The following is a 12,723-nucleotide window of genomic DNA, read 5'->3' on the forward strand; positions in this document are numbered from 1 at the left end:
TTCGCTGGCGCTACGGCGCAGCAGCCTTCGTTCAAGGAAGGCCTGCCGAGCCGAAGCTGCGTAGCAGCGAAGGCTGGTGGGCCTGGGAAGACTTGAACTTCCGACCTCACGCTTATCAAGCGCGCGCTCTAACCAACTGAGCTACAAGCCCCTAACGCTCCTTCCCACTGGAAGGGTCAGGGACATGCTCGCGCGCAATCGGCTCGCGCCAATGCATCGCACAGGCGCCAAACCTTCGCACAGCGCTAAGCCCCTGGCGCGTGTTCGTCCGCGAAGAAAGAGAAACGAAGACGGCGAAATCCCGCCAATGCAGCTCAACAATCCTGACGATCGTTGGCCACTGATGTTTCTAAAACGATCCGATAGATAGCAAGCTATCTGAAGGATCATCCTTAGAAAGGAGGTGATCCAGCCGCAGGTTCCCCTACGGCTACCTTGTTACGACTTCACCCCAGTCGCTGACCCTACCGTGGCCGGCTGCCCCCTTTCGGTTAGCGCACCGTCTTCAGGTAAAACCAACTCCCATGGTGTGACGGGCGGTGTGTACAAGGCCCGGGAACGTATTCACCGTGGCGTGCTGATCCACGATTACTAGCGATTCCAACTTCATGGGCTCGAGTTGCAGAGCCCAATCCGAACTGAGACGGCTTTTTGAGATTTGCGAAGGGTCACCCCTTAGCATCCCATTGTCACCGCCATTGTAGCACGTGTGTAGCCCAGCCCGTAAGGGCCATGAGGACTTGACGTCATCCCCACCTTCCTCGCGGCTTATCACCGGCAGTCTCCTTAGAGTGCTCAACTGAATGGTAGCAACTAAGGACGGGGGTTGCGCTCGTTGCGGGACTTAACCCAACATCTCACGACACGAGCTGACGACAGCCATGCAGCACCTGTCTCCGGTCCAGCCGAACTGAAGAACTCCATCTCTGGAGTCCGCGACCGGGATGTCAAGGGCTGGTAAGGTTCTGCGCGTTGCGTCGAATTAAACCACATGCTCCACCGCTTGTGCGGGCCCCCGTCAATTCCTTTGAGTTTTAATCTTGCGACCGTACTCCCCAGGCGGAATGCTTAAAGCGTTAGCTGCGCCACTAGTGAGTAAACCCACTAACGGCTGGCATTCATCGTTTACGGCGTGGACTACCAGGGTATCTAATCCTGTTTGCTCCCCACGCTTTCGTGCCTCAGCGTCAGTATCGGGCCAGTGAGCCGCCTTCGCCACTGGTGTTCTTGCGAATATCTACGAATTTCACCTCTACACTCGCAGTTCCACTCACCTCTCCCGAACTCAAGATCTTCAGTATCAAAGGCAGTTCTGGAGTTGAGCTCCAGGATTTCACCCCTGACTTAAAGACCCGCCTACGCACCCTTTACGCCCAGTGATTCCGAGCAACGCTAGCCCCCTTCGTATTACCGCGGCTGCTGGCACGAAGTTAGCCGGGGCTTATTCTTGCGGTACCGTCATTATCTTCCCGCACAAAAGAGCTTTACAACCCTAGGGCCTTCATCACTCACGCGGCATGGCTGGATCAGGCTTGCGCCCATTGTCCAATATTCCCCACTGCTGCCTCCCGTAGGAGTTTGGGCCGTGTCTCAGTCCCAATGTGGCTGATCATCCTCTCAGACCAGCTACTGATCGTCGCCTTGGTGAGCCATTACCTCACCAACTAGCTAATCAGACGCGGGCCGATCTTTCGGCGATAAATCTTTCCCCGTAAGGGCTTATCCGGTATTAGCCCAAGTTTCCCTGGGTTGTTCCGAACCAAAAGGTACGTTCCCACGCGTTACTCACCCGTCTGCCGCTGACGTATTGCTACGCCCGCTCGACTTGCATGTGTTAAGCCTGCCGCCAGCGTTCGCTCTGAGCCAGGATCAAACTCTCAAGTTGGACTTGAAACTTTAAACCGGCTGATCACAACGTTTGACGAGGTCCCACCATATATATCGCCGACGATTCACATCGCTGACGACGATGGTGTAACCTATGTAAACGTGTACCGCCGAAGTCTTTCGTCCAGCCTCAACACTTCAATACTTGCGTATTCAAGTAATCGAGACTCGCAAGGACTCCGCCGTCCACGTTTCTCTTTCTTCATCTTCACTTGTCAAACAGCCCGGGATCACTTGGACCCCACCCTTCCACTTCTGGAAGGTTCCCGCAGACCTCATCCGACGACAAATAACAACCGACTGCTATCGGCTGTTGAGTCACTCATCGTAATGAGGAGCTTACGGGGCGCGAATAGATGCCTTGGCCTCGGGGCCAATGCATCGCCGCGCTCAGTGGCCGGGTTATAGGCCCGCCCGATCGGGGTTGTCAACGCCCATCGTCAACAAATTGTCGCATCAGGTGGAAGAATTTTGCGACGCCAAGAAGTCCCTATGTTTCGGGCCTTTGGCCGCACTTGAGCCACATTCCTGCGACGTTCTGACTATAAGTATGCATTGAATCGCCGGGTGCCAGTGGGGGCTGCCGGTGCTCATCTTACTCGGGACAGGCGATCTCGACGAACCCGTCGCCTTTCCCACGCGGCCAGGAAACTTCGAGAGACCTGCTCACCATTGACGTTCGAGGCTGCGGCCGGTCTTCTTCTGGCCTCTGATTCCCGAATTTCCATGCGTGCGGCAACGCCAGGCTCCGGAATCGCTCCCTAGAAAGAGAGCGGAAACGTGGGGTCTGGATCGGGCGAGGGTCTTGTCGATGTCGATGGAATTTGGGGGGACACAGGGTTGAGCCAGAAGGCGCCACGCGGAAGCGGCTATGGACGCGAGATCGGGATCATCGATCTCGGTCACGAGCCGCCACTTTCCGTCGATGGCTCCGAGGCTGCGGTGATCGATCGCCGCCGTGTCTCCGTACAATGGTTTAGCGGTACTATCCTGACCGGTCTGTGCGGCGCGGCCCTCATCGGCGGCGCCGTTTTTGCGTCGCTCGACGGCGAAATGACCTTTGCCAAGGTGCCGGAGCGCGTCGAAGGCGCATTGCGCGGGGCATTCGGCGCCAACGATCGCACCGTCACCCTGCACAAGAGCGACCGCCTGCCGCCGCCCGGCGAATCCACCGCCTCGCGCAATGTCATGCGGGTATCGACCGTCACCCGCGTCGGGAACCGCGACGTGATGCGGGTGCGGCCGTTCGTCCGCATCTCGGGCAATCTGTCGATGACGACGAGCGATCTCAGCTCCAAGATCCCGCCGTTCAACGCCCAGCGCATGCTGACTGATGTCGGCACCACGGCCCAGGCTGCTTCCGAAGATCCGAACAATCCCGAAGCCGTCGAACCCGACGCCGAGGTCTCCTTCGTTACCAAGGATCTCGCAACGGTGCTGCCAAAGGCGAAACTCGCCGCCGTGGTCGCGCTCGATGAAGTCTTGATGCGGGTACGAGATGCCGCGAGCTGGCGTGGCTCGGGCGGCGTCCGCTACACGGCGCTTGCCAATGCCGCGGCCGACGCCAGCGGCGTGCAGTCCGATCTCAAGCTCGCCTATGCCACCGAAGGCAACGTTTCCGATCCCTATGCCGGCTTCGAAACCCGCGTGGTGCCGGAAAACGTCACCCTGCTGCCGAAGACCAAAGACCAGATCACCGGCGGCAACCCGTCCGGCGAACGCGTTCACATCGTGAAGAAGGGCGACAGCATCGCCTCGATCCTGCGCGACCAGGGCGCGACCCCCGATGAGGCCAGGGCGGTTGCGTTGACCCTTGGCGCCCGCGGCCGCGACGGCGGTCTGAAGGAAGGCCAGAAGGTTCGTATCCTGATGGCACCCTCGGGGCTCGGCCCCGCGGCCCGGCTGCAGCCCTATCGCGTGATCGTCGCCAACGAGACCACCGTCGAAGCAGTGGCCGCGCTTTCGGACGTCGGCAAATACGTCGCCGTCGACGTGCAGAGCATGAATACCGTCGCCGAAGCCGCTACCGGCAAGGACGACGACGACGATGATGATGATGATGGCAGCGGCGTCCGGCTCTACCAGAGCATCTACGAGACCGCCCTGCGCAACAAGGTGCCGGCCGCCGTGATCGAGGACATGGTCCGCATCTATTCCTACGACGTCGACTTCCAGCGCAAGGTGCAGCCAGGCGATTCCTTCGACGTATTCTTCGCCGGCGATGACGAAGCCACACCCAGCACCGAAAAGACAGAGGTGCTGTTCGCCTCGCTCACCGTCGGCGGCGAGACCAAGAAATATTATCGCTTCCAGACCCCCGATGATTCCGTCGTCGACTTTTACGACGAGACCGGCAAGAGCGCGAAGAAGTTCCTGGTCCGCAAACCCGTCAGCAACGCGATCATGCGCTCCGGCTTCGGCGGCCGCCGCCATCCGATCCTCGGCTATACCAAGATGCACACCGGTGTGGACTGGGCGACCCCCTACGGCACGCCGATTTTCGCCTCGGGCAATGGCGTGGTCGAAAAAGTCGGTTGGGAAGGCGGCTACGGCAAATACGTTCGCCTGAAACATAATAACGGCTACGAGACCGCCTACGGCCACATGTCCGCCTTCGCCAAGGGCATGGAGCCCGGCAAGCGCGTGCGCCAGGGCCAGGTGATCGGCTTTGTCGGATCGACGGGCATGTCGACCGGCGCCCACGTCCACTACGAAATCCTGGTCAACGGCCGCTTCGTCGATCCGATGCGTGTCAAGCTGCCGCGCGGCCGTTCGCTCGAAGGCGGACTGCTGACGAGCTTCGAAAAGGAGCGCGACCGCCTCGATGCCCAGATGAATAGTCGCGGCAGTTCGGCCCGCGTCTCCGATGCCGGCGGCGCCACGCCGCAAACACGCCAGGTCAGCCGCTGAACCTCAGCCGCTAACGACGCCGACTCCGCGCCGCTTGGCGATTGCGAGCGGACGACGGGCCGGAGCGTCTAGCGAGCGCCGCTGGCGCAGATCAGAAAAACGATTCCCAGCGCCGTAAGACCGAATGCCACGGCCGCGAGCGGCAGCAGCATGTCGATGGCGGCCTCTGTGCCGTGAAGCCGGCTGCCCCAGACCACGAACTCGCCGGTTCTCCAATCGCGCAGTGAAATGCTGTTCGGATCCCGCTCATGAGGCATCCGGTGCCTGCTCCAGACCAGGGACAGCAACCAAGGCAGCACCACGGCGACCAGCAGCAGGACACTCACCATCGCGAGCGGAAGCCCGATATCGCTTTGGCGGTCGAACAAGATCCATGCCGAGGCAGCGAACCAGGCGACAAGGCCGACCGCGGCGCCGTAAACGCCGGGGTGAAATTGATCGAACACGCGGGTCTTGCGGACAACGAGTTCCCTGGTCATGGAAGCTGCCTCCTGCCTTGGGACCGGCTCGGCCACACCCTGTGTCGCGACGGGAACAAGCCAGCCAATCGCCGCATTTGCCGCCGGACTTCTTGCAGGGTTTCTGCTGAAACGCGCTTCGGGCACCAACCAACGGTAACCACGCCGGTTTCGTTAAATTTTCCTAACGCCAGCGGAACCGGCACGCGGTTATCCGGTTGATTTGCATAGGAAAACCTCCAATGGAGGCTGCCATGGAGAACTGGACGAACGCAAAATACTGTGACGTCGCGAACCTGATCCTTGGTGCGATTCTTCTGTTATCGCCTTGGATATTTGGGTTCGACACCGGAAAGGTCTCCGCGAATGCTAATATTACCGGTCTCGTTATCGTGGTCCTTGCGGTCGCGGCACTGGCGGCATACGCGGTCTGGGAGGAGTGGTTGAACCTCGTCGTCGGACTTTGGGCGCTGGTTTCGCCCTGGGTCCTGGGCTTCCAGGGAACCACCGCGATGACTGTGCATGTGGTGATCGGCGCGGCCGTGGCGATCCTGGCGGCGATCGAACTCTGGATGATGTCCCAGAACCCGCCTCGGCTGACGACAGGCCGCTGAGGCCAACCTTTTTCAATAAGCCGGCCCGGCGTTGGACAAGTCAGCCCGGCGCCGGGGCGGTGGTGCATGAATTCGAACAGTGGGGCGAGGATGGGTGGTGCGTCACTGCCCGGAATTTCAATATTGCACCTGTTGTTGCCAATTCCCGTCCATACGGCTGGGTCGCGCGGCCGCAATGGCGGCGACGACCTGCTGTCGAGTTGGCTTGCGGGGCACGGTCAACTGATCAATCGCAAGTCTCATCGGCTACCGCGGGAACCTGAATGGGGAGCGGCAATTGGAATGAGGATCGGCAAACCCTCGATGGAGGAGTGTCATGGCGAACATGTCGGGATCCGAGCGCATTAGCCGGGACGCCATCATCAAGGCGATCGGCGACGTCGACGACGTGACCATTGCCAATATCATCGCAACCGGGGCAACGACGGACGAACTCGCCGAAGCCCAGGCCTGGATGGCCAATGACGAGCCGCTGCTCAATTCAGGCCGGCCGCTGGCGACGGGGCGGGTTCGCGAGCTCGTCGATATTCTCTCCGAACTCGAGCCCGACGACGATGACTACGACGCCGGGTCTGCCGCCGGACCTTCCATCACTCAGGGCTGAGATGCCCCGGCGCGCGCGGCGCGGGCCGGAGCACATCCATTTTAGGTCAGTTCAGCTTCCGCTTCGGCACCGGCGCCTCGAACTGCGCGATCTCGGCAGTCTGAGGCGCCTTGAGTCTGAGGCGCCTTGCCGTTGAACGTCAGCACGTTGCCTTCGCTCGAGATCACGACGCGATCGCCGTCGGCGACCTCGCCGGCGAGGATCATCTCGGCCAGCGGGTCCTGCAGGTTGCGCTGGATCACCCGCTTCAGCGGCCGGGCGCCATAGGCGGGATCCCAGCCCTTGGCGGCCAGCCAGTCGCGCGCCGCGGCGTCCAGCGTCAGCGTGATCTTGCGATCTTCCAGCAGCTTCTGGAGACGAGCGAACTGGATCTCGACGATCCGGCCCATCTCGCTCTTCTGCAAGCGATGGAAGAGGATAATCTCGTCGACGCGGTTGAGGAATTCGGGCCGGAAATGCGCCCGTACCATGCCCATCACCTGTTCGCGCACCGCAGACGTATCATCGCCCTCCGGCTGGTTCACCAGGAATTCCGAACCGAGGTTCGAGGTCATGATGATCAGCGTGTTGCGGAAGTCGACGGTGCGGCCCTGGCCATCGGTCAGGCGGCCGTCGTCGAGCACCTGCAAAAGCACGTTGAACACATCAGGATGCGCCTTCTCGATCTCGTCGAACAGCACCACCTGATAGGGCCGCCGCCGTACCGCTTCGGTGAGCGCCCCGCCCTCGTCATAGCCGACATAGCCGGGAGGCGCGCCGATTAGCCGCGACACCGAGTGCTTTTCCATGAACTCGGACATGTCGAGGCGGACCATCGCGGTCTCGTCGTTGAACAGGTATTCGGCGAGCGCTTTCGTCAGCTCGGTCTTGCCTACGCCGGTCGGCCCCAAGAACATGAACGAGCCCATCGGCCGGTTCGGATCCTGCAAGCCGGCGCGCGAACGGCGCACGGCGGTTGCCACCGCACGCACGGCTTCGGCCTGGCCGACCACGCGCTTGCCGAGCGAGTTCTCCATTTTCAGGAGCTTGTCTTTTTCGCCCTCCAACATCTTGTCGACGGGAACGCCGGTCCAGCGTGACACCACCTGCGCGATGTGGTTGGCCGTGACAGCCTCTTCCATCATCTCGCCGACATCCTCGCTGACATCCTCCTTGGCTTCGAGGTCGGTGAGCCGCTTTTCCAGCTCGGGAATCTTGCCATAGGCGAGTTCGCCCGCGCGCTGGAATTCGCCGCGGCGCTGCGCATTGGCGAGTTCGATGCGCAAGGCATCGAGTTCGCTCTTCAGCTTTTGGGCGTCGGAGAGCTTGTTCTTTTCCGCACTCCAACGCGCCGTCAGCGCCGCCGATTTCTCCGAGAGGTCGGCCAGCTCCTTCTCCAGAACCTGCAGGCGGCTCTTGGAGCCGGCGTCGGTTTCCTTCTTAAGCGCCTCCTGCTCGATCTTCAGCCGGATGATTTCCCGGTCCATCAAATCGAGCTCTTCCGGCTTCGAATCGACCTGCATCTTCAGCCGCGCCGAGGCCTCGTCGACCAGGTCGATCGCCTTGTCGGGCAGGAAACGGTCGGTGATGTAGCGGTTCGACAGCGCGGTCGCCGCAACAAGCGCGGAATCGGTGATGCGCACGCCGTGGTGCTGTTCGTATTTGTCCTTCAGCCCGCGCAGGATCGAGATCGTATCCTCCACCGTCGGCTCGGAGACGAAGATCGGCTGGAAGCGCCGGGCCAGCGCCGCGTCCTTTTCGACGTGCTTGCGATATTCGTCGAGCGTGGTCGCGCCGATGCAATGCAGCTCGCCGCGCGCCAGCGCCGGCTTCAACAGGTTGGACGCATCCATCGCGCCATCCGCCTTGCCGGCGCCGACGAGGGTGTGCATCTCGTCGATGAACAGGATGATCGAGCCTTCGGCCGCGGTGACTTCCTGCAGCACGGCCTTCAGCCGCTCCTCGAACTCACCGCGGTATTTGGCGCCCGCAATCAGCGCGCCCATGTCGAGCGAAAGCAGCTTCTTGTCCTGCAGGCTCTCGGGCACGTCGCCGTTAAGGATGCGCAGCGCCAGGCCCTCGACGATGGCGGTCTTGCCGACGCCGGGTTCGCCGATCAGCACGGGATTGTTCTTGGTGCGGCGGGAGAGCACCTGAATGGTGCGGCGGATTTCCTCGTCGCGGCCGATCACAGGATCGAGCTTGCCGTCGCGCGCCGCCTGCGTGAGGTCGCGGGCATATTTCTTCAGCGCGTCATAGGCGTTTTCGGCCGTGGCGCTGTCGGCGCTGCGGCCCTTGCGCAGCGCTTCGATCGCCGCATTGAGGCTTTGCGGCGTGACGCCGCCCTTGCTCAGAATGGTGCCGGCCTCGCTGCTCTTCTCAAGCGCCAGCCCGAGCAGCAACCGCTCGACCGTGACAAAGCTGTCGCCAGCCTTCTCGGCGGCCTTTTCCGCCGCGTCGAAGGCGCGCGCAAGATCAGTAGAAAGATAGATCTGTCCGGCGCCGCTTCCCGAAACTTTCGGCAGTTTCTTCAGCGCGTCCTCGGTCGCCTTGAGGATGGCGCGGGAGTTTCCGCCGGCGCGGTCGATCAGACCACCGGCAAGCCCCTCGCTATCGTCCAGCAGCACTTTCAGCATATGCAGCGGCGAAAACTGCTGGTGCCCGTCGCGCATGGCCAGCGATTGCGCAGACTGGATAAAGCCGCGCGCCCGCTCGGTGTATTTTTCAATATTCATATCGTTTGCTTCCCTCGGCATGCCGTTCCCACCCCTGAGGCATGATTACGGCATCTTCATTGGGTATCCGCGGGGCCGCATTGACTTTCCTCAACCGGCCGCGGTCGTCGCCCCGTTTTCAGGCTTGCCTCGAATGTGGGCATCGCGCCGAAAAACGGAAGAGGCCCGACCGCAATTTCGAAGGTGTAGCGAAGCGCCGGGGAATCCCTTAAGAAGCCGCATGCTTGACACCTCCCCCGCCAAGATCGCCGAAATCTACCGCTATCCCGTCAAGGGCCTGACTCCGGAGCAAATGCCCCGGGCCGAACTCAGGCCGGGGCAGACCCTTTTGGCCGACCGCCGCTACGCCATCGAGAACGGCCCTTCCGGCTTCGACCCGGCTGAGCCGAAATGGCTGCCGAAGCCGCATTTCCTGATGTTGATGCGCGACGAATGGCTGGCGGGGCTCCGAACGCACTTCGATGATGCGAGCAACATCCTCTCGATTAACCACAACGGCGAGATCGTGGCCCGGGGCAATCTGGCAACCCCTGAGGGCCGGCGGACGATCGAGAACTTCTTCGCCACAACCTTTGCCGGCCAGATCAAGGGGCCGCCGAAGGTGCTGGAAAGTCCCGGCCACAGCTTTTCGGACGTCGCCCGCAAGGTCGTTTCGATCATCAACCTCGCAAGCGTCCGCGCCATCGAGAACCTGGTCGGCGCACCGGTCCATCCCCTTCGCTTCCGCGCCAACCTCTATATTGAGGGCTGGCCGGCCTGGCACGAATTCGACCTCCTCGACCGCACGCTGGCGATCGGCGATGTGAGACTTAAGGTGGTGAAACGCATCGTCCGCTGCGCCGCCATCAATGTCGATCCCGACACCGCCGAACGCGACCTCGCCATCCCGCAGGCGCTGCAACGCAGGCTCGGTCATGGCGACTGTGGCATCTATGCCGAGGTGATCGCCGGCGGCACGATCAGCGCCGGCGATACGATTGCGGCGGAGCAGCCGGAATTGCTGTGAGGTAGCTCGCGGGTCTATCCACGTCATTGCGAGGAGCGCAACGGGGGCCTCGTGGCTCGAGACGCGCGGCGTTGCTGCGCTCCTAACCATGAGGGTCTCAGACCTCATCCTGAGGAGCGCGCACTTGCGCGCGTCTCGAAGGATGCAGGCCCGCGCTCACACCACGTCATTGCGAGCGAAGCGAAGCAATCTATCTTTCCGAGCGTGAGGTGACGATGGATTGCTTCGCTCGCAATGACGTGGTGAGAGCGCCGTAAACCACCACTGTCATACCCCGCGAAAGCGGGGTATCCAGTACGCTGCGGCCTATCGAGTCAATCACTACTGCCTCTGGATTACTGGATCGTCCGCCTTCGCGGACGATGACAGCGTAGCAAGTGCCTGCGATCTCGCGACGCAAAGCGCCCGAGCTTTTCCATCAACCTTGTCTCCCAACAGAGGGAGCAGGGAATGCCGGGTGATCACTGCACCCGCGGTCTCGTGTGCCAAATGCGCAAAGAAAACGCACACGAGCATACAGGTACAGCCGAAACACTCCGGCATTCCCTGCGCAATGGTTTGACGGCTTATGGCGCGCTCTCCCCGGAGACGAATTCCTTTTGCCTCCGTCGCTGCCGGATTAACGGCTCATCGAACCCGGTTGGATTCGAACGGCCTCCGCCAGCTTGACACCAGCCACGGGTGCCAGAACCACACGCTTTTGCCGTACGCTGCAGCGCCGTACGTCCTGCGCGCTATGTTCACTCACGGCCGAAGCCGCCCTGCGAACAAACTCCGCGCGCCTGACGCTGCCGCGTCCACCGCATCCCGTCCCACGTTCGTGACGATGGCCAACGCCCCTCTTGTCGGGACGGGACGGCGGAAGTTGTACGGGTGATTTGGGTCTGCGGCGAAGCGGAATATTTTTGCGAACGGGACTGGACCGGGCAAATCACGTTGAAGTCGCTAGGGAAAATCGATCTTTCAGAAAAAAACGATTTTTCGCGCGCCGCTATTTAGTGGATGGGCAGAGCACATGGCATGCGACTAACGTGCTCGCGGACTTAGTGCATCGCCGTCGGCGCAATGACGCCGCTGTCTAGAGGTTGGGCGGCCTGTCGCGGATCGGATACCGGCTGCTCATCAAAGACCTCCGCGCGGCACGAAGAAGCAAAGCTCAACTCCCGTGTGTCGGTTAATGAACAGCACGGGGGTGCGATCAGGGGTGTCTTCTTCTTTTATGATGTCGGGTGGGATGATTTTCCACGCGCCATCTTTGAGGTACTGCCACTGGTCTGAGCGATCCTCGCCAACCCTGAAACGGGTCTTGAATACGTCGCCGTTGTTGCAGCAAGATTTCCAGGGAACGCCAAGTCGCTGCCGGGCGGCCGGGTTCATTTCCTGCTTGTTGAACCACTCGTGGTTCGGCATCGATGGGTCGTGAGCGTCAGCCCGAACAGAAAACAAGACAAGACCGAAGATCGTCAGTACGCGACCGAACGCTTTCATGGCAGCCTCCGTTATGGACTGTCACCAAATTTAGCATCCGCGAATCACACAAACTGTCCGGCAATCAATCAGGCCACCCTCAGAGGAAAATGGAATCTTATTTCTGAGTGATCTTCTCATTTAAGCAGGACTGTTGTTTTCCTGTTCGCTTTCGACCGCACAAGTGGATCCGCAAAACTACGGGCCTCTTAAACTTTCTCCGCTCGCAATGATGCTCATTGCGCACCGGAACCGTCCAAGCAAAAAGACGTGTGGCGTTCCGTCTCCGCATCAAGTGAGCGTGAAACGTGAGGTAGTTCACATTTGATAATCGCGAGTTGATCTAAGGCCGTCGCAAACCCGGTTTCGGGAGACGTGCGATGCTCTTCAACACCCAAAGCCATTGGGGGGGAATGGGGACCACCATGGTGGTCGCGCTTCTCACCCTGCTCGCACTTGTGTTCGCCGTTGTCAGCTACGTGGAATGGTCGTCGAACGCTGCCGTAGCCGAGTTTATGAGTGCGATCGAGTCATCGGCATCTGATCCGAACCATTCCAGCGACTCTCCAGTTCGGATTCAGCCCCACAACGAACGAACCGGCTGCCCCAAGGGTAAGAGGTCGCTACCAACTCAACTAATGCCCTTGCCCTGATCTAAAGGCCAATTCGATCTCGTGCGCCTATGGCGTGCATCGTCCGCGACAGGACCGATTTCATCCGCGGCCGATAGGTTCGACCGGAGTACGGTAGAGTTCGTGTCTGTCTCCGTCGGTGACACGCACGGCACATCCGGTCGAACACAGCTCGGGCCGAACGATGCGAAGCTCGCTCGCGAGGCTATCAGCCTTATCGATCGCGTTTTCCGTGTTTTCGAGAAACATGCCGCCCTGGTTTTTGAACTCTGCGCCGATGACAAGATCAAAATTGAAGTATGGCATTGCAGCCCCCTGCCAAGTTCCAACCCACACGGAATCTAACCTGAGTCTGGTTGGTTCCTTCGTTACACTCTGCTGCTGAAATCTGATTGTGGCCGGCTGTTGCGTTTCGGTACCGCGACCGCACC

At 60.7% G+C, this 12,723-nt stretch carries 7 protein-coding genes, 1 tRNA gene, 1 rRNA gene and 1 pseudogene; 4 read left to right on the top strand and 6 right to left on the bottom strand.

Going from position 1 to position 12,723, the window contains the following annotated elements:
* Positions 1 to 74 precede the first annotated feature (74 nt).
* Positions 75 to 151, bottom strand: a tRNA-Ile gene (locus tag CP49_RS37620).
* Between the two features lie 245 nt (positions 152 to 396).
* Positions 397 to 1,885: ribosomal RNA gene (locus CP49_RS37625) — 16S ribosomal RNA — on the bottom strand.
* Positions 1,886 to 2,727: 842 nt separating this feature from the next.
* On the opposite strand from CP49_RS37625, the gene CP49_RS37630 reads away from it, so the two are divergent.
* Positions 2,728 to 4,797, top strand: coding sequence for a M23 family metallopeptidase (locus CP49_RS37630; RefSeq protein WP_057855151.1), 2,070 nt, complete (start codon positions 2,728 to 2,730; stop codon positions 4,795 to 4,797).
* A gap of 68 nt (positions 4,798 to 4,865) precedes the next feature.
* On the opposite strand, the gene CP49_RS37635 is transcribed toward CP49_RS37630, so the two are convergent.
* Positions 4,866 to 5,276, bottom strand: coding sequence for a hypothetical protein (locus CP49_RS37635; RefSeq protein ID WP_156438871.1), 411 nt, complete (start codon positions 5,274 to 5,276; stop codon positions 4,866 to 4,868).
* Between the two features lie 233 nt (positions 5,277 to 5,509).
* Between CP49_RS37635 and CP49_RS37640 the strand changes: the two genes are divergently transcribed.
* On the top strand, positions 5,510 to 5,869 hold the full coding sequence (locus CP49_RS37640; RefSeq protein ID WP_057855176.1) for an SPW repeat protein: 360 nt from the start codon (positions 5,510 to 5,512) through the stop codon (positions 5,867 to 5,869).
* A gap of 316 nt (positions 5,870 to 6,185) precedes the next feature.
* Positions 6,186 to 6,473: a hypothetical protein gene (locus CP49_RS37645; RefSeq protein WP_338060458.1), complete on the top strand. Its 288-nt coding sequence runs from the start codon at positions 6,186 to 6,188 to the stop codon at positions 6,471 to 6,473.
* Positions 6,474 to 6,519: 46 nt separating this feature from the next.
* Here the strand turns inward: CP49_RS37645 and clpB are convergent.
* Positions 6,520 to 9,187 (bottom strand): annotated as a pseudogene (clpB, locus tag CP49_RS37650) (ATP-dependent chaperone ClpB).
* A gap of 220 nt (positions 9,188 to 9,407) precedes the next feature.
* Here clpB and CP49_RS37655 point away from each other — a divergent pair.
* On the top strand, positions 9,408 to 10,193 hold the full coding sequence (locus CP49_RS37655; RefSeq protein WP_057855153.1) for an MOSC domain-containing protein: 786 nt from the start codon (positions 9,408 to 9,410) through the stop codon (positions 10,191 to 10,193).
* Positions 10,194 to 11,315: 1,122 nt separating this feature from the next.
* Here CP49_RS37655 and CP49_RS37665 read toward each other — a convergent pair.
* Positions 11,316 to 11,681: a hypothetical protein gene (locus tag CP49_RS37665; protein ID WP_057855155.1), complete on the bottom strand. Its 366-nt coding sequence runs from the start codon at positions 11,679 to 11,681 to the stop codon at positions 11,316 to 11,318.
* 692 nt (positions 11,682 to 12,373) lie between these two features.
* Positions 12,374 to 12,598 carry a hypothetical protein gene (locus tag CP49_RS37675; RefSeq protein ID WP_057855157.1) on the bottom strand — a complete coding sequence of 75 codons (225 nt, stop codon included), beginning with the start codon at positions 12,596 to 12,598 and terminating at the stop codon, positions 12,374 to 12,376.
* Between the last annotated feature and the right edge of the window lie 125 nt (positions 12,599 to 12,723).

It is taken from the genome of Bradyrhizobium valentinum (assembly GCF_001440405.1).
Taxonomy (GTDB): domain Bacteria; phylum Pseudomonadota; class Alphaproteobacteria; order Rhizobiales; family Xanthobacteraceae; genus Bradyrhizobium; species Bradyrhizobium valentinum.